Annotated in this window: 7 protein-coding genes; 3 read left to right on the top strand and 4 right to left on the bottom strand. The window is 70.1% G+C overall.

Annotation, left to right across the window (positions count from 1 at the left end; all coding sequences use genetic code 11):
- Positions 1-161: 161 nt before the first annotated feature.
- From CSW64_RS11110 to CSW64_RS11095, 4 genes are read right to left on the bottom strand one after another with little or no spacing between them, the layout of a single operon-like run.
- Positions 162-3,380, bottom strand: a complete 3,219-nt coding sequence (locus CSW64_RS11110) for an efflux RND transporter permease subunit (RefSeq protein ID WP_099622168.1) — start codon at positions 3,378-3,380, stop codon at positions 162-164.
- A gap of 9 nt (positions 3,381-3,389) precedes the next feature.
- A complete protein-coding gene (locus CSW64_RS11105) occupies positions 3,390-4,601 on the bottom strand; it encodes an efflux RND transporter periplasmic adaptor subunit (protein ID WP_099622167.1) in 1,212 nt (403 codons plus the stop codon).
- Positions 4,598-5,851, bottom strand: a complete 1,254-nt coding sequence (locus tag CSW64_RS11100) for a TolC family protein (protein WP_099622166.1) — start codon at positions 5,849-5,851, stop codon at positions 4,598-4,600. Before CSW64_RS11100 ends, CSW64_RS11105 begins: the two co-directional genes overlap by 4 nt.
- 52 nt (positions 5,852-5,903) lie before the next feature.
- Positions 5,904-6,251, bottom strand: coding sequence for a hypothetical protein (locus CSW64_RS11095; protein WP_099622165.1), 348 nt, complete (start codon positions 6,249-6,251; stop codon positions 5,904-5,906).
- 283 nt (positions 6,252-6,534) lie between these two features.
- Between CSW64_RS11095 and CSW64_RS11090 the strand changes: the two genes are divergently transcribed.
- The 3 genes from CSW64_RS11090 to CSW64_RS11080 all read left to right on the top strand — a co-directional run bounded on the left by CSW64_RS11090 (position 6,535) and on the right by CSW64_RS11080 (position 19,273).
- Positions 6,535-7,728, top strand: coding sequence for a helix-turn-helix transcriptional regulator (locus CSW64_RS11090; protein WP_150131378.1), 1,194 nt, complete (start codon positions 6,535-6,537; stop codon positions 7,726-7,728).
- Between the two features lie 200 nt (positions 7,729-7,928).
- Positions 7,929-9,605, top strand: a complete 1,677-nt coding sequence (locus CSW64_RS11085; protein ID WP_216361271.1) for a ShlB/FhaC/HecB family hemolysin secretion/activation protein — start codon at positions 7,929-7,931, stop codon at positions 9,603-9,605.
- Between the two features lie 17 nt (positions 9,606-9,622).
- Entirely contained in the window at positions 9,623-19,273 is a 9,651-nt protein-coding gene (locus CSW64_RS11080; protein ID WP_172448518.1) for an MBG domain-containing protein, read from the top strand.

Below are 19,273 nucleotides of genomic sequence, written 5' to 3'. Positions count from 1 at the left end.
GGACCGAGCCCCTTTCGATCGATCCTTGAAATCCGGGAAGGCGCGGGAACCGACCGCCCTCCCCGCGCGCATCGGATCGAGCCGCGGGGTCAGCTCGAATCTGCGGTCACAGCCGCCGGCAGGCTTGGGGGAACCGCCGACGGCTGGACCGAGCCCTGCGGTCAGTCCTCGACGCCCTCGGCCAGGCGATGCCTGACGGCCTTGGCCGCGAAGGTCGGGAGGACCAGCAGGGTCAGCAGGGTGGCGGTCAGCAGACCGCCGATGACCACGGTGGCGAGCGGCTTCTGCACCTCCGCCCCCGCGCCGACGGCGATCGCCATCGGGATGAAGCCGACGATCGCCACCATGGCCGTCGTCAGCACCGCCCGAAGGCGACTGGCCGCGCCGTCGATCGCGGCGTCGCGGGGCGCGGCGCCGGCGTTCAATCGCTCCCGGATGGCCTGCATCAGCACCAACCCGTTGAGCGTCGCCACGCCGGAGACCGCGATGAAGCCGACCGCCGCCGAGACCGAGAACGGCATGCCCCTCAGAAGCAGCGCCAGCGCGCCGCCGACCAGGGCCAGCGGCACGCAGGCGAACACCAGTCCGGCCTCCGCGAACGAGCCCAGGGCCATGAACAGCAACACCCCGATCAGGACGAAGACGATCGGGATCACCAGACCCAGCCGTTGCTCGGCGCGCTTGAGGTTCTCGAACTGGCCGCCCCAGGTCAGGCGAACGCCTGGCGGAAGCTGGACCTGCTCGACCTTCTTCTGGGCGTCGGCGACGAAGCCGCCCAGATCGCGTCCGCGGACGTTGGCCTGCACCACCATGCGGCGGCTGCCGTTGCTGCGGCTGATCTGGTTCGGCCCCTCGGCGGTCTGGATCCGCGCCACCGAGGACAGCGGCACGGTGATCCCCGAGGCGGACACGATGGGCAGCGCCGCCAGGCTGGCCGGGTCGTTGCGGGCCTCGTCCGGCAGGCGGACCACCACGTCGAAGCGCCGGTCGCCCTCGAAGATGCGCCCCGCCTCGGCGCCGCCGACCGCGGCCGAGACCGCTTCGCTGACGTCGGCGGCCGACAGGCCGTAGCTGGCGGCGGCGAAGCGGTCGACGCTGACCGTCAGGGTCGGAAGCCCGGACGCCTGCTCGACCCGGACGTCGGCCGCGCCCTGCGTCTGGCGCAGCTCGTTGGCGACCTGGTCGGCGACCTTCTGCAGGGTCGCGAAATCATCGCCGTAGACCATGACCGCCAGGTCGGTCCGCACGCCCGAGATCAGTTCGTTGAAGCGCAGCTCGATCGGCTGGCTGAACTCGAAGCTGTTGCCGATCTGTTTGGAGATCGAGGCTTCGATCCGGGCGATGAGGTCCTCCTTGCTGAGCTTGGGATTGGGCCAGTCCTTGCGGTCTTTCAGTACGATGACGCTGTCGGAGATGTTCGGCGGCATCGGGTCGACGGCGGCCTCGGCCGTGCCGGTGCGCGAGAACATCGTCTCGACCTCGGGCTGGGCCTTGATCGCGCGCTCCAGGGCCATCTGCATGGCCATCGACTGTTCCAGGGAGGCCGACGGCACCCGCAGGGCCTGCAGGGCGATGTCGCCCTCGTCCAGGGTCGGGATGAACTCCCGGCCCAGCATCGAGAAGGCCCCTGCCCCCACGACGAGCGCGCCGATCGCCGCCAGCAGCACGGTCTTGGGACGATCGACGGCCCGCTGGATCAGCGGCTGCAGCCAGCGACGGGCGAAGCGGAGCAGGAAGGTCTCATGCTCCTGCACGCGGCCGTCGGGGCCGGCGTGAACCGCCTTCGGGTCGCGGACCAGCAGCGCCGTCATGGCCGGCACGAAGGTGAAAGAGAAGATGAAGGCGCCGACCAGCGCCAGCATGACCGTGGCGCCCATCGGGATGAAGGTCTTGCCCTCCACGCCTTCGAGCATCAGCAGCGGCGTGAACACCAAGAGGATGATCGCCTGGCCGAAGGCCGCCGGTTTCACCATTTGGCGGGCCGCCTGCATGGCGACCTCCAGGCGTTCGTGCCGGGTCAGGATCCGCCCCAGGTCCGACCGCCTTTGCGACAGCATCAGCAGGGTGTTCTCGACCACCACGACCGCGCCGTCGACCAGCAGGCCGAAGTCCAGCGCGCCGAGGCTCATGAGGTTTCCGCTGATCCCGAACCGGTTCATGCCGATGACCGCGAACAGGAAGCTGACCGGGATCATCAGGGCGGTGATCGTCGCGGCGCGGATGTTGCCGAGCAGCAGGAACAGCACGACGATGACCAGCAGCGCGCCTTCGGTGAGGTTGCGCGCCACCGTGGCGATGGTGGAGTTCACCAGGGCGCTGCGGTCCAGGACGGTGACGGCCTCGATGCCCGGCGGCAGGGTCTTGCGGACCTCCTCCAGCCGTTCGCCGGCCGCCTGGGCGACGGTGCGGCTGTTGCCGCCGGCGATCATCAGGGCCGTGCCGAGGACAGCCTCGTGGCCGTCACGGCTGGCGCCGCCCAGCCGCGGCGCCTGGCCGATCTCGACGGCGGCGACGTCGGCGACCCGCACCACCAGCCCGTTGCGATTGACCACCGGCGCCTGAGCCAGGTCGTCGATCGTCGAGGCCAAGGCGTCGGTGCGGACCACCAGCTGTTCGCCGGCGCGCTGGACATAGCCCGCCCCGGCCTGGCTGTTGGCGCGGTCCAGCGCCTGGATGAGATCGCCCAGGCTCAGGCCGTAGCCGGCCAGCCGCGCGATGTCGGGACGGACCGCATACTCCTTCACATAGCCGCCGACGGTGTCGACGCCGGCCAGGCCCTTGGCGGTCCGCATCTGCGGGGCCACGATCCAGTCCTGGACGGTGCGCAGGTAGGTCGAGCGCTCGCGCGGGCTGGTCAGCCGATCGCCGTCGGGCGTCAGGTAGTCGCCGTTCGGCTGCCAGCCGGGTCTGCCGGCCTTGGCGGCGGCGGCGTTGAACGGCTTGTAGTCCACCGTCCACATGAGCACCTCGCCGAGGCCCGTGGTGATGGGGGCCAGGTTGGGCTCGACCCCATCCGGCAATCGCTCCCGCGCCTGGGCAAGCCGTTCGGCCACCTGCTGGCGGGCGAAGTAGATGTCGGTCTGGTCGGTGAAGATGACCGTGATCTGACTGAAGCCGTTGCGGCTCAGCGAGCGGGTGCTGGTCAGGCCGGGAATGCCCGACATGGCGGTCTCGAGCGGATAGGTGACCTGTCGCTCGATCTGTTCCGGCGCCAAGGCCGGCGCCACGGTGGTGATCTGGACCTGGCGGTTGGTGATGTCCGGGACCGCGTCGATCGGCAGCTTGGTCAGCTCGAACAGGCCCACGGCCGCGACCAGGGCCGTGGCCAGGACGACGAACCAGCGGAACCTGACGGAGAGTTCGATGATGGCTTTGAACATGATCGCCCCCTAGTGCCCATGCTCGGCTTCGCCCTTGGCGAGCTCGGCCTTGAGCAGGAAGGCGTTGGTCCCGGCGATACGCTCGCCGCCCTCCAGGCCCTTGAGAATCTCGATCCTCCCGCCGGCGCGACGGCCGGCCAGCACGGGGACCGCGCGGAAGCCTTGCGGCGCTTGGACGAAGACGACCGTCGCGCCGTCCACGGTCTGGATCGCGTCGGCGGGAACTGTCAGGCCGCCGCCCTCCCCGCCGGTGACGACCGCCGCCGAGACGGCCGAGCCTGCCGGGGGGAGAACGCCGCCCTCTGTCCGAGCGCGGATGACGGTGGCGCTGCTGGCGCCGTCGGCGGCCGAGGCCACGCCGGTGACCACGGCGTCGAAGTCGCCGCCCGGGCCGCTGACCTTCAGGTTCGCGCCCGCGCGCACGGTCGTTCCCAGGTGCGGGGGCGCGCGGAAGACGAGCTCCACCCGCGCGGGATTGACGACCTCGGCCACGACGCCGCCCGCGGCGACGAACCCGCCGGGGCCGACATCGACACGGCTGACGACGCCGGCGATGGGACTGGACACTGAAACCCGCCCCGAGGCGTTCGGCGCCCCGGCGGCATAGGCCCGCGCCCGCGCCGCCCGGGCCGAAGCCTCGGCGCTCAATGCGCGCGCGCGCGACGTCTCGGCGTCCTGACGGGCGACGACACCCTGCTCGACGAGCGTCTGATCCCGGCGATGCGCCAGGCGCGCGGCCTCGGCCTCCGCCGCGGCCGCGTCGGCTTCGGCGCGGAAGGTCGCCGCCTCGCCGCTGACCAGGGCCGCCAGGGGCTGGCCGATCCGGACCGATTGACCCGGCGCGACCAGCACCCGCTCCACACGGCCGCCGACGGAGGCGCCGACCACGGCGCGGGCGTCGATCATCGGCTCGACGCGGCCCGAGAGCCGCGTCTCCGCACCGCCGCCGCGCCCGACGGCGACGACGGTGATGCCGGCCGCCTGGATCTGTTCGGCGGTCAGGGCGACGACGCCTTCGTCCGCTTCCGCCCCCTTGGGCGGCGTGGCTTCTGCAGCATGCGCGGCCTCGCCTTCGGCGTGGCCGTCGGCGCTCGCCTTGGCCGCAGGAACCGGCGCTTCCGGCCGGGCGACAGCGTAGAGCAGCCCGCCGCCGCCCAGCACGACCAGGACGGCGACGCCGCCGATCAGGAGGCGTTTGTCGAGTTGACGTTTGATGGTCATTGAACCCCTCCAAAGGGTGCGCGGCCTTGCAGGCGCGCCAGTTCGGTTTCCGCACGAACCCGAGCCAGGCGGGCGTCGATGCCGGCGTTGCGGGCGTTGATCAGGGCCGCGCGCGTGGCGCGAAGCTCCAGTTGCGAGATGCGTCCGGCCTCGAAGCCGAGGCGCGACAGGCGGTAGGCTTCCTCGGCCGCCTTCACGCCGCCGTCCGCGGCGACGACCCGGCTGCTCGAAGCGGCCAGTCGGGCCATGGCGGCGGCCCGGTCGGCGGTCGCGGTCCGCTCGACCCCGGTTAGCCGGGCCTCGGCGGCGCGCAGATCGGCCTGGGCGGCCTGGACGTTGCCGCGGTTCCGATCGAACAGCGGCAACGGCATGCTCAGGCCGACCGTGAAGGCGGTGGAGTCGTCGGCCCGGGACTGGCGGAAGCCGATGCTGGCGCTCAGATCGGGCCGACCGAGCGCACGCTGGACCGCGATCCGACGTTCGGCGGCCAAACGTTCGGCTTGGGCGATCCTGACCTCCGGCAGCGCCGCCGCCGTTTCGTCGGCGATCGCGGGCGCCTGGTCGAGCAGGCTGCTGTCGATCACGGTGACGGGCGTTTCGAGCAGCGCCGTCGCGGTCAAGCGCGCATAGGCGGCGTCGCGTTCGGCGCGGGCTTCGTCGAGCGTCGCCCGAGCCGCGGCGGCTTCCGCCTCGCCCTGGATGCCTCGGAGCAGCGGCTCGCGCCCCTCCTCCACCAGCTTCAAGGCCGCGCGGGCGTCCTCGACCGTGAGCGCGAGCGCCTCCTGGGCCAGCGCATGGCGGCGTTGCGCCGCCTCCGCGTCTGCGTAGGTCGTCGCCAATCGTCCAGCGGCGTCGACCAGGGCGAAGTCGCGCTGCAGCGCCGCCACGCCGGCGTCGGCGCGAGCGGCGGCGATCCGCGAAGAGCGACGGTTCCAGAGCTCCAGGTTCTGGCCGACGGTCCAGGTGGTCTCGGCGCTGCTGAGGCCGGAGTTCGCCCCGCTGCCGTAGATGTTCTCCACATCGACCGACAGGGTCGGATTGGGGCGGGCGCGGGCTTGCAGCACGCGGGCGTCGGCCGCCTCGGCCAGAGCCTTGGCCTCGAGCGAGATGGGCGCGACATCGCGCCGTTTGAGCAGCGCTTCATACGAAGGCGCCGGGGCGGCCCAGACAGGGCCGGTGAGCAGGGTCGCCGCGGCGACCGCCGCGCAGCCGGTCGCGACGCGACCAGGCCGGCGATACGGGATAGGCATGATTCAGCTTCCAGATGTCTGACGGGAGATGCGTCCGCTGGACGCGCTCGCGTCAGGCCCTGGGCGGTCTGGTCGGGCCTTCGGCTATGTAGTTGGAAGGCGCGTCGGCGCCGGCCGGTCGCTGGTCGAGCGGGGCGTCGAACAGGCGTAGGACGGCTTCGGTCGAAGATGTGCTGGCGGTCGAACCATGGTGACAGTGGCCGTGGGCGCAGATCCCATGGGCAGGGTCTCCGGCGTCATGCTTCTCAGGCGATGATCCGTCGTGGAGAACCGCCTCAGCCGCGGGAATCTCCGGACCACAGGAGGCCGCCTCGACCACAGGCGCAAAGACGAACACGGCGAGCAGGAGCACCACCGCCGCGGCCAGAAGCCTTCTGGTTTTCGCGATCGCCAAGGTCATCGCCGCCTCGCTACCACGCCGACAGGGGATGGCAATGCGTTACATAATCCGCCGGACGGCGCGATCCGCTCACGACCGCAAAGGCCGCGCAGGCCTGGTTCATAGCGATGCGAAAGGCCCGCAGACGGGCTTCGGACTTGGCGAACGCCATGGAAATCCTCCGTGGCCGCCAATCTGCATCCTCTAGTCGCTAGAGGATCAAGCGGTATTCCCCGCATGCCCTCCTCGCTTGAAAATCACGCGTTTTCCCGCCTCGCGAGGGTTCGCTTGTCATCGTCGGCCGTTGGCGTATCACCGTCTCAGGTTAACCTTGATCGCAGCACAGAAAGCGCCGGGCTTGGCCTCATCGAGCGACCTCTCGACTGCTGCGATCCTGGACCTCCTCGGCCACATCACCGAGGCCGCCGTTCATGCAGAGCACTGGGCGACTTTCCTGGAGGCGTTGGAGAGCCACTATCCGGAAACGCGGATGATGCTGTTCGGCCACGAGAACGGCCGGCCGACCTCAGCCCTGACATTCCACCGCAATTTCGCCGACGGCGACGTGCGCGCCTATGCCGAGCATTTCGTCGACACCAGTCCGTATGTCGAACGCGGCCTGACCAAGCTGCCGGTCGGCCGGGCCCGCCTCTCCGAGGCCGTGATCTCGAACGACGACCTGGCAAGAACCGAATTCTACAACGACTTCATCCGCGCCCGAGGACTCGGGTGCTACGCAGCCGGCGTCATCATCGAGCGAAACCAGCGGCGCAGCGTCGCCCTGTCGTTGGCCGACCACAAGGACGACGCGGACCGACGTCAAGGCCAGTTGCGCCTGCTGGACCTCCTGACGCCGCACATCGCGCGGGCGTTTCGGCTGCACGGCCTCCTGGATCGCGAACGCCAACAGGGCCGAGCGGCTCTGCTGGTGTTCGAGACCTGGGCGCACGCGGCGCTGCTTCTCTCGTCCGACGGCCGCCTCGTGACCATGAATCGAGCCGCCGAGCAGATGGCCGCCCTTCGCGACGGGATCGCGCTTTCCAGAGACGGCCGTTTGCGCGCTACGACCGAGACGGCCAACGCCGCGCTTGACCAGGCGATCTTCGCTTGCGCCGCCGGCGGCCCCCATATCGCCGTGAACGGGCTCGCCCTGCCCCGCCTGAGCGGCGGTTTTCTCAATGCGATGATCTCGCCCCTTCCCCAGGGCGCCGAGTGCGACGGCGCCCTCGGGAAGGTCCTGGTGATCCTTGTCGACGCGGACGCCGAGCGGCGCACGCCAATTCAGTGGATCACCACCCGGTATGGCTTGGCGCCGGCCGAGGCGCGATTGGCCGCCCTGCTCGTCCAGGGCGACACCCTCGCCGAGGCCGCCAGCGCTCTGGGCATCAAGCTGAGCACCGCCCGGACTCGCCTCAAGGCCGTCCAGGCCAAGACCGGCTGCCATCGCCAGGCCGACCTCGTCCGCCTGGCCCTCTCGATGCCGGTGCTCCGCAGCTGATCCGGACCCGTTCCCGGCGAGCGTGCATCGCTCCCAAATGGCACTTACTGCGCGCCGCGCCGGATCCCTAGCCTCTACCCCGTTTTGGGTATCTGGGGATCGGTTTGATTTCGCGTCACCACACTGGAACTCGTCCGGGGAGCTTCCCTTGTCGAGGCGCAGCGCCATCCGCCCTGGCGCTGAGCCTGGCTGCAGCCGTCGTGTTCGGCGCCGGCGCCGCCCAGGCGCAGACGGCCAGCCAGATCACGCCGCCCAGCTTCCGGCCGCCGCTCCAGACGGTTCCGGGGGGAATCGCGGTGCCCGACCATCCCGGCTTGCAGACGCCGGAGGGCGCCGAAACGCTGCCGCTCGTCCTGGCCGAGATCGAGGTCGAGGGCGGACGTCCGGAGATGGCGGCCGAGACCGCCGCCATCACCAACGCCCTGATCGGCCGGACCATCACGGCGGCCGAAGTGTTCGCCGCCGCGCGGCGCCTCGAAGCCGCCTACGCTCGGGCGGGCTATGCGCTGGTCCGCGTCGTCCTCCCGGCCCAGACCCTGGCCGACGGCGGCCGCTTGAAGCTGATCGTCATCGACGGCTACGTGGAGCGCGTCGATGTCTCGGCGCTGCCTGAGCGGTTGCAGACCCGGGTCCAAGCGATCCTGGCGCCGATCGTCGCCCGACCCGGCATTCGGATGCCGGAGTTGGAGCGACGCCTCCTGCTGGCCGGCGACATCTCCGGCGCACGGCTGCGATCCGCGCTTGCGGCGGGCTCGGTCCATGGGTCGAGCGTGCTGATCATCGATGGCGTCGAGCGTCCGGTGACCGGGCAATGGACCTTCGACAACGCCCCCTCGTCCCCGCTCGGCGACTGGTCCGCCGGCGTCGGGCTCGACGCCAACAATCTGTTCGGTCAGGGGGAACAGTTCTATTTCCGCGCCGGCGGCCTGCCGGAAGACGGCCGTAAGGGCTATCTCAGCGACAATCCCCGCAGTCGCACCCTCGCCGTCGGCATGGTTCTGCCGATCGGCCTGGACGGCCTGACCGCCAACGTCGAAGCCACCCGGACCCGCGCCAACCCCAGCCATCCGAAGAATACCCTCGGCTTTGGCAGCGTCTTCGAGCGCTATTCCCTGCGCCTGCGCTATCCGTTGATCCGCAGCCGCGCCACGACGCTGGCGGCCGAAGTCGGGATCGACGCTCAGAACGACAATCTCTACGTCGTCCACCCGATCATCGTGCCGCTGGCTTCCGACCGGCTGAGAGTTCTGCGCCTGTCGCTGGACGGGGTCTGGTTCACCCAGGCGAACGGCGTGCTGAGCGGCAACGTCAGGGCGTCGCAAGGCTTGACCGGCCTGGGCGCCCGCACCGCGGCGGACGCCACGCCCCTGCTGCCGCTGTCGCGGATGGGCGCCGACGCTGATTTCAGGAAGATCGAGTTCGGCGTCGCCTTCACCCAGCCGCTCGCGCAGCATCTGACGCTCGACCTCAGCGCGCGCGCGCAGAGCAGCTTCGGCGATCCGCTGCCCCAGTCCGAACAGATGGGCATCGCCGCGCCCTCCGCCCTGTCGACCTTCGATTCCGGCAGCCTGCAGGGCGACAGCGGCTACGCCATGCGCGCACAACTGTCCTCGCCCTGGACCGTGCGCGCGGGCGAGGCGGCTCTCTCCGCCTCGCCCTACCTCTTCGGCGCGGTCGGCCATCTTCGCTTGGAGCGGCCGACCTTCTTCGAGCGCGAGCGCTCGACCTACGGCGCCTATGGCCTGGGCCTGCGGCTTGCGACCGGCGTCACCGACAGCGTCGCGCTAAGCCTGTCCCTCGAATGGGGCCGGCAGCACCGCACCGACCGCATCCCCAGCGACGACCGCTTCACGCTGACCGGCGCCGTTCAGTTCTAGACGTCATGAGCCTCGCCATGCCCCACCGCCCGTTCCTGACCGCTCTACTGACCTCCAGCGCTCTGATCGCCGCCGCCCAGGCTCACGCCCAGGCTCTGCCGACGGGCGGAACCGTCGCCAGCGGCGGCGTGACCATCTCGACGCCGACGGCCGGTCAGATGACGATCAACCAGTCGACCGGCCAGGCTATCGTCAACTGGCAGGGCTTCTCGATCGGCCAGGGAAACAGCGTCGACATCCAGCAGCCGAGCGCCCAGTCCGTGCTGCTCAATCGGGTGACCGGGAACACCCCGTCGACCATCGCCGGCAGCCTGACCGCCAACGGGCAGGTGTTCCTGGTCAACCCCAACGGCATCGCCATCTCCAAGACCGGGCAAGTCTCCGCCGCCGGCTTCGTCGCCTCCAGCCTGGACATCGCCGACGACGACTTTCTGGCGGGCAAGCTGACCTTCAAGGGGGCGGGACGCTCGGCCGCGGTCAGCAACCAGGGCGCGGTCGTGGTCGGCCGCGGCGGCTATGCGGCCCTGATCGGCGGGCGGATCGAGAACGCCGGGTCGATCATCGCCCCGCTGGGCAAGGTGGCCCTGGGCGCCGGCGAACGGGCGACGTTGGATCTGGCCGGCGACGGCTTCCTGCAGGTGGCCGTGCCCAGCGCCGAGCAGGCCGCCGAGCCGCTGATCGTGCAGTCTGGCCGGATCACCGCCGACGGAGGGCTGGTGCAGGTCTCAGCGGCGGCGGCCCGAGACGCGGCGCGCCGGACCGTCAATCTGGAAGGCGTCATCGAGGCCCGGTCGGTGTCGGGTCGTCCCGGCGCGGTGGTGCTGGACGGCGGCGGCGGCGCGGTGTCGATCACCGGCGACGTCGACGCCTCGGCGCGCGACGGCGGCCGGGGCGGCGCGATCACCGTCACCGGCGAGGCGATCACGCTGACCGGCGCGAGCCTCGACGCCTCCGGGCGCGACGGCGGCGGCGCCGTGCGGATCGGCGGCGACTTCCAAGGGCAAGGCGACCTCGCCCGGGCCAGGACCGTCACGATCGATGGGGCCAGCGCCGTCACCGCCGACGCGCTCGAGGCCGGAAACGGCGGCCGGGTCATCGTCTGGTCGGACGACGTCACCGCCTTCTCCGGCCGGATTTCCGCCCGCGGCGGCGCCAATGGCGGAGACGGCGGTTTCACCGAGGTTTCCGGCAAGCGGTTGCTCGGCTTCAACGGAACGGTCGATCTGCGCGCGCCCAAGGGCCGAACGGGCGATCTGCTGCTCGATCCCTATAACGTCACCATCTCCAACGCCCCCGACACCGGCGGCTTCACGGCGACGGGCGACAACAGCGTCATCAACGTCACGACGCTGCAGAACGCCCTCGCCACGGCGAACGTCACCATCTCCACCGGCGCGGGCGGAACTCAGGACGGCGATATCACGATCGCCGCCCCGATCAGCTGGAGCGCCAACACCCTCACCCTCAGCGCCCACCGATCCATCGCCGTCAACGCGGGCCTTGTCGCCGACGGAACCGCCGGCCTCGCGCTCAACTACGGGGCCGGCGGCGGCGTCACCTACGCCTACGGCTTCAGCGCCAACTTCACCGGCCCTCAAGGCGGGCAGAGCCTGACCATCAACGGGCAGGCCTACACCCTGATCTACGACGCCGCCCAGCTGCAGGCGATCACCCAGACAGGGCTGGGCGGCCGCTACGCCCTGGCGACCAGCTTCAACGCCGTCGCGACCCGCACCTGGGGGCCCTACGGCTTCACGCCGATCGGGACAGTGAACGGAAGCCTGCAGGGCGACGGCTTCACCGGAACCTTCGATGGTCTCGGGAATGTCGTCTCGAACCTGTTCATCGGCACGCCGAACAGCGGCATCGGGCTGTTCGGACGGATCGGGATCGGCGGCGTGGTGCGCAATCTCGGTCTGAGCGACGTCTATATCAACGCGAACCAGGTCGCGGGCGCTCTGGCCGGCAATGTTCGGGGGACGGTTCAAAACGTCTGGGCCAGCGGCTGGGTCAGCGGCACCGCGGTCGTCGGAGGTCTGGTCGGCATCAACGGCGGCGCGATCAGCCAGTCGTTCTCGCTGGTCGGGGTCAAGGCGCGGGATTCGATCAACGTCGGCGGCCTGGTCGGGGAAAACTACGGAACCATCGCCGACACCTATGTCATGGGGGCCATCCTTGGCGGCGACCGGGTCGGCGGCCTCGTCGGCGACAACCAGGGTTCCATCACCCGTTCCTTCTTCGCGGGCTCGGTCCACGGCAACAGCAACGTCGGCCCTCTCGTCGGGCGCAACCAGGGCGCGGGGACGGTCACCGCCAGCCTCTACGACAGCACCCGAAGCTACTTCGGCGGCGGCCTGAGCACCGTCCAGTTCCAGACCGGCGGCGGCGCGCTCGCCACATTGGGCTCCGCCTTCGCCGGCGGCGCCGACGGCCTGTACCCCTATCTGAAGGCCTTCTTCCCGAATGGCGCCCAGGCCGTCTCCGGCATCGCCTACAAGGATCAGGGCCGGAACCCGCTGATCTCGGCCCAGCCGGCGCCGGTCTATTCGAAGGACCCGGCCTTCGTTTCGCTGAACGCCATGGGGTTCTACTGGGGCAGCGTCACCACCGACCGCAACGGCTACTACTACTTCCTGGTCCCGGCCGGGATGCTCGCCGCCGGCGACAGCGCAGCCGTCTACACCAATCAGTCCTCCGGACCCGACGCGCCCGGGACGACGAACGCCTTCCACCTGTTCACCGCCAGCGGCGCGACCGTGCAGGGCGGCGTCGATCTCTACGGCAATACGCGGACCTTCAACACCGCCGCCCTGCTCTACTCCCAGACCGCGATCGACACGACCGCCCTGGCCCAGGCCATCGGCGGCAACACCGTCGCCCAGGCGGCCTACAACGGCGCGACCGCGCAGCGGATCCTGGCGACCGGCGCCAGCTATACGGTCGACACGCCGCTTTCGGTCGCCGCCGGCCAACAGCTCAGCATAGAAACCGTCGCGCCGGGCTCGCTGCTGATCCTGAACGCCGCCACGACCCTCGCCAGCGGCGGCGGCCTCGTGCTGAGGAGCGCCGGCGACCTGAGGATCGCCGCGGCGATCACCACCGCCGACACCACCTACTTCAAGCTCGGCAGCGGCGGGACGATGACCATCGACGCGCCGATCACCGTGATCGGCGGCTACACCCAGGGCTGGACCGGGTCGTACTGGTACTCGCCCGACTTCTCGACGATGGTTCTGGAGAGCGCCGGAGCAATCCGAGTCAACGCGGTGGTCACCAACCGCGGCGCCAACACCTTCGACATCCGATACGGCGGTCCGGACACCAACTTCACCTTCGCCCGCGGCGGCCGGCTCGACTACGTCAACAACTTCGGCAACACCATCTACAACACCGCGACCGGCGGCCGCGCCCTGGTGATCAACGGCGAAGGCTACGCGCTGATCAGCCGGATCCAGGACCTTCCGTCCATGAACGGATCGGCCGGCCGGTTCGCCCTGGTCGCCAACCTCGGCGCCGGGAGCTACGGCTCCGCCTTGATCGGAAGTTTCTCCGGACGGTTCGACGGCCTCGGCCACACGATCGACAACCTGACCATCACCGGAACAGGCGCACAGCTCGGGCTGTTCGGAACCCTCGCCTCCGGCAGCGTGGTGCGGAACGTGGGTCTGAACGGCGGAACGATCGCCGGCGGCGCCGGCAGCGACGTCGGCGCGCTCGCCGGCCTCTCGCAAGGCTCCATCTTCAACGTCTGGAGCAGTGCGGCGGTCATCGGGACCGACGGCGATATCGGCGGGCTGGTCGGCGAGAACGCAGGCTCGATCGCCAACAGCTACGTGACCGGCCTGGTGCGAGGCGGAGGCGGAACGGCCGGCGCGATCGCCGGGCGCAACCCAGGTTCGGTTCACAACGTCCTGGCCGCCGGTCTGCTGTTCAACACCAACGCCTCCACCGGCCTCGTCGGCGACAACAGCGGCGTCATCGACGGCGCCCTGATCACCGGCTACGCCAACGCCGGATCGACGCTGCTCAGCGCCGTGGGAACGGGTTCCGGCTCCGTATCCAACGTCTATGTCGACAGCGACACGACGGGCTTCTCCAGTGGGGGAGTCGTCCTGACCACCGCCCAGCTCCAGGGCGGCGGGGTTCCGGTCGGCCTGTCCGGCGACGTCTGGACCGGCGGAACCGGCGGCAAGTATCCCTACCTCAGAAGCTTCTTCCCGAACGGGATCGACATTGTCTCCGGCACGGCGCGCAAGGCCGACGGCTCGGCCTGGCAGGCCATGATCACCCTAGCGGCGGGCGGCGCGGCCATCTCGACCGTCGGCAGCGGGGCCAACGGCTACTACTACGCCTTCGGCGCCCCCGGCACGCTGAGCGCCGGCCAGGGCCTGGTCGCCTTTACGGCCGACGGAGCGGACGCCCTCACCTTCCGCATCGGATCGCGAAACGACCTGACCAGCGGCTTCGACCTGACCGAGACCTGGCGGCGCGACGACCTGGGACCGCTGGCGTCCCTCTCGGCGGCGCAGGCGACTCTCGTGGCGACCGCGGGATCGCTGACCAGCGGCCTGACGCCCGCCAATCGCGAGATCTCGAGCGGCGCGGCCGCCTTCTCGATCGACCAGGCCGTGAACCAGAGCGGCCTGCTGGCGCTCAAGGCCAGCGGCGCGGTGACCCAGACGGCGGGGGTCACCGCTGCGAACCTGGTGATCACCGGCGCCGGAGACTTCACCCTGAATCACGCTGGCAACGCCGTGGCCACGGTGGCCGCCAGCGTCGGCAGCCTGGCCCTGACGACCGGCGGCGCCCTGACGGTCTCAAGCCTTTCCGACGGCTCGGGAACAACGATCAATGGCGTGACCACGACCGGCGCCGTCACGCTCAGCGCCGTCGGCGACCTGACCCTGGCGGCGAAGGTCTCGGGCGCCAGCCCAGTGCTTTCGACACGGGGCCTGTTCATCAACAACCAGGGGAGCGACGGCGTCATCGCTGCGAGCGGCCGCTGGCTGGTCTATGCGAATTCGCATCTCGGCAACACCTTCGGCAGCTTGGATAGCCAGAACATGGCGCTGTTCGGCCGGACGCTGGCGACCGCGGCGCCCGGCGCGATCACCCAGACCGGCAACCGCTATGTCTTCGCCAACAGCCCGACGATCACTGTGGCGGCCAGGAACGCGACCAAGGTCTACGGCGAGGTCATCGCCCCCGGCGGTCTTCCCTCGCTATGGGCGGACCTGGTCGGCGCGCCGAGCGTCGCCGGCGTCTTCCTGGCCCCGACGATCGACGCGCTGTTCCCGAGCCTTGCCGTCAGCTCCACCGGTGCGGCCGCGACGGCCGGCGTCGGGACCGGCTACACCCTGGAAATCGTCCCCGGCAGCCTGGCCTCGGACTACGGCTATACGGTCAACACGACGTCAGGCTCGCTGACGGTCACGCGGCGCGCGATCACCGTCACCGCAGACGCCCTCAACCGCATCTACGGCAACGCCAATCCCCTGTTGACCTACACGATCGGCGGCCTGGGGCTGGTCAACGGCGATAGCCTGACCGGCAGCCTGACCACCGGCGCGACGACCGCTTCCGGCGTCGGAAGCTACGCCATCACTCAGGGAGACCTGGCCGCCTCCAGCAACTACGACCTCACCTTCGTCGGCGCGAACCTTCAGATCACGCCGCGAGCGCTGACCGTCACCGCTGACGCCTTGAGCCGTATCTACGGGAACACCAACCCACTGCTGACCTACGTCGTCAACGGCCTCGGGCTCGTCAACGGCGACACGCTCACCGGCGCCCTGGCCACCGGCGCAACGACGGCCTCCGGCGTCGGAACCTACGCCATCACTCAGGGCGACCTGGCGGCCTCGGCGAACTACGACCTCACCTTCATCGGCTCGAACCTTCAGATCACGCCGCGAGCGCTGACCGTCACCGCTGACGCCTTGAGCCGTATCTACGGGAACACCAACCCACTGCTGACCTACGTCGTCAGCGGCCTCGGGCTCGTCAACGGCGACACGCTCACCGGCGCCCTGGCCACCGGCGCAACGACGGCCTCCGGCGTCGGAACCTACGCCATCACTCAGGGCGACCTGGCGGCCTCGGCGAACTACGACCTCACCTTCATCGGCTCGAACCTTCAGATCACGCCGCGAGCGCTGACCGTCACCGCTGACGCCTTGAGCCGTATCTACGGGAACACCAACCCACTGCTGACCTACGTCGTCAGCGGCCTCGGGCTCGTCAACGGCGACACGCTCACCGGCGCCCTGGCCACCGGCGCAACGACGGCCTCCGGCGTCGGAACCTACGCCATCACTCAGGGCGACCTGGCGGCCTCGGCGAACTACGACCTCACCTTCATCGGCTCGAACCTTCAGATCACGCCGCGAGCGCTGACCGTCACCGCTGACGCCTTGAGCCGTATCTACGGGAACACCAACCCACTGCTGACCTACGTCGTCAGCGGCCTCGGGCTCGTCAACGGCGACACGCTCACCGGCGCCCTGGCCACCGGCGCGACGACGGCTTCCGGCGTCGGAAGCTACGCCATCACCCAGGGCGACCTGGCGGCTTCCAGCAACTACGACCTCACCTTCGTCGGCGCGACCCTCGCCATCACGCCGCGGGCCATCACCGTCACCGCCGACGCCCTGAGCCGCATATACGGTAACGCCAATCCCCTGCTGACCTACACGATCGGCGGCCTGGGGCTGGTCAACAGCGATGCGCTCAGCGGCGCCCTGGCCACCGGGGCGACGACGGCTTCCGGCGTCGGAACCTACGCCATCACTCAGGGAGACCTGGCGGCTTCCGGCAACTACGACCTGACCTTCGTCGGCTCCAACCTGACCGTCACGCCGCGCGCCATCACCATCACCGCCGACGCCCTCAACCGTATCTACGGCAACGCCAACCCGCTGCTGACCTACGCGGTCGGCGGCCTCGGGCTGGTCAACGGCGACAGCCTCTCCGGCGCCCTGGCCACCGGGGCGACGACCGCCTCCGGCATCGGAACCTACGCCATCAGCCAGGGCGACCTGGCCGCCTCCAGCAACTACGACCTCACCTTCATCGGCTCGACCCTTCAGATCACGCCGCGAGCGCTGACCGTCACCGCCGACGCCCTCAGCCGCATCTACGGGAACGCCAACCCGCTGCTGACCTACGTCGTCAGCGGCCTCGGGCTGGTCAACGGCGACAGCCTCTCCGGCGCCCTGGCCACCGGGGCGACGACCGCCTCCGGCATCGGAACCTACGCCATCAGCCAGGGCGACCTGGCGGCTTCGGCCAACTACGACCTCACCTTCATCGGCTCGAACCTTCAGATCACGCCGCGAGCGCTGACCGTCACCGCTGACGCCTTGAGCCGTATCTACGGGAACACCAACCCACTGCTGACCTACGTCGTCAGCGGCCTCGGGCTCGTCAACGGCGACACGCTCACCGGCGCCCTGGCCACCGGCGCAACGACGGCCTCCGGCGTCGGAACCTACGCCGTCACCCAGGGTGACCTGGCGGCCACCGCTAACTACGACCTGACCTTCGTCGGTTCGAACCTCGCCATCACGCCGCGCGCCATCACCGTCACCGCCGACGCCCTCAGCCGCATCTACGGGAACGCCAACCCGCTGCTGACCTACGCCGTCGGCGGCCTCGGGCTCGTCAACGGCGACACCCTCAGCGGCGCCCTGGCCACCGGAGCCACCACCGCCTCCGGCGTCGGAACCTACGCCGTCACCCAAGGCGACCTGGCGGCGTCCGGCAACTACGACCTGACCTTCGTCGGCTCCAACCTGACCGTCACGCCGCGCGCCATCACCATCACCGCCGACGCGCTGAGCCGCATCTACGGTAACGCCAATCCCCTGCTCACCTACGCCGTCGGCGGCCTCGGGCTGGTCAACGGCGACACGCTCAGCGGCGCCCTGGCCACCGGAGCCACCACCGCCTCCGGCGTCGGAACCTACGCCGTCACCCAGGGCGACCTGGCGGCTTCCGGCAACTACGACCTGACCTTCGTCGGCTCCAGCCTGACCGTCACGCCGCGCGCCATCACCATCACCGCCGACGCCCTCAACCGTATCTACGGGAACGCCAACCCGCTGCTGACCTACGCCGTCGGCGGCTTGGGGCTCGTCAACGGCGACAGCCTGACCGGCGCCCTGACCACCGGCGCCACCACCGCCTCGGGCGTCGGCAGCTACGCCATCAGCCAAGGCGATCTGGCGGCTTCGGCCAACTACGACCTGACCTTCGTCGGTTCGACCCTCGCCATCACGCCGCGGGCGATCACCGTCACCGCCGACGCCCTGAGCCGCATCTACGGGAACGCCAATCCGCTGCTCACCTACGCCGTCGGCGGCCTCGGGCTCGTCAACGGCGACACGCTCAGCGGCGGACTGGCCACCGGGGCGACGACGGCTTCCGGCGTTGGAACCTACGCCATCAGCCAAGGCGATCTGGCCGCCTCGGCCAACTATGACCTGACCTTCGTCGGTTCGACCCTCGCCATCACGCCGCGGGCGATCACCGTCACCGCCGACGCCCTCAGCCGCATCTACGGGAACGCCAACCCGCTGCTGACCTACGCCGTCGGCGGCCTCGGGCTCGTCAACGGCGACACCCTCAGCGGCGCCCTGACCACCGGCGCGACGACCGCTTCCGGCGTCGGCAGCTACGCCATCAGCCAGGGCGACTTGGCGGCTTCCAGCAACTACGACCTGACCTTCGTTGGTTCGACCCTCGCCATCACCCCGCGGGCGATCACCGTCACCGCTGACGCCCTGAGCCGTATCTACGGGAACGCCAATCCCCTGCTCACCTACGCCGTCGGCGGCCTCGGGCTGGTCAACGGCGACAGCCTGACTGGCGCCCTGGCTACAGGGGCGACGACGGCTTCCGGCGTCGGAACCTACGCCATCAGCCAGGGCGACCTAGCCGCCTCGGCCAACTACGACCTGACCTTCGTCGGTTCGAACCTGACCGTCACACCGCGGGCGATCACCGTCACCGCTGACGCCCTGAGCCGCATCTACGGGAACGCCAACCCGCTGCTCACCTACGCCGTCGGCGGCCTCGGGCTCGTCAACGGCGACAGCCTGACCGGCAGCCTGACCACCAGCGCGACGACCGCTTCCGGCGTCGGAAGCTACGCCATCACCCAGGGCAGTCTGACCGCCTCCGCCAACTACACGATCACCTTTACGGGGGGCGGGCTGACGATCACGCCGCGGCCCGTCACGGTCATCGCGCACAACCAGTCGCGGACCCAGGGCTTCGTCAATCCGCCGCTCACCTACAGCCTTGGCGGATTGGGCCTGGTCAACGGCGACGGATTCACCGGCGGACTGGCCACCGACGCGGCCCAGGGCAGCCCGGCCGGCGACTACCGGATCGGCCGCGGCGACCTGTCCATCTCGGCCAACTATGCCGTCACCTTCCTGGACGGCGTCATGACGGTGACGGCCGCGCCGCCGCCGGCGCAGGATGGGGCCAGCGCCATCCAGGAACGCTTCCTGGCGCCCTATGCGCCGCCGGCGCTCGACCCTCGTCCCATCGACTCCGGAACCGACGACGACCGTGTCATCACCGAGGATCCGCGACTGATCGCGCCGCTGATCTGCAGCGACGGCCGCGTGGCGGCGGCCTGTGTCGTGGCGTCACGCTAG

This window comes from Caulobacter mirabilis, assembly GCF_002749615.1.
GTDB lineage: Bacteria > Pseudomonadota > Alphaproteobacteria > Caulobacterales > Caulobacteraceae > Caulobacter > Caulobacter mirabilis.
This window is presented reverse-complemented; position numbering and strand designations above follow the sequence as displayed.

What these genes read in the sequence shown, in the direction of transcription:
- CSW64_RS11110 (WP_099622168.1), bottom strand. Translation starts at nt 3,380, where the DNA reads ATGTTCAAAGCCATCATCGAACTCTCCGTCAGGTTCCGCTGGTTCGTC.
- CSW64_RS11105 (WP_099622167.1), bottom strand. Translation starts at nt 4,601, where the DNA reads ATGACCATCAAACGTCAACTCGACAAACGCCTCCTGATCGGCGGCGTC.
- CSW64_RS11100 (WP_099622166.1), bottom strand. Translation starts at nt 5,851, where the DNA reads ATGCCTATCCCGTATCGCCGGCCTGGTCGCGTCGCGACCGGCTGCGCG.
- CSW64_RS11095 (WP_099622165.1), bottom strand. Translation starts at nt 6,251, where the DNA reads ATGACCTTGGCGATCGCGAAAACCAGAAGGCTTCTGGCCGCGGCGGTG.
- CSW64_RS11080 (WP_172448518.1), top strand. Translation starts at nt 9,623, where the DNA reads ATGCCCCACCGCCCGTTCCTGACCGCTCTACTGACCTCCAGCGCTCTG.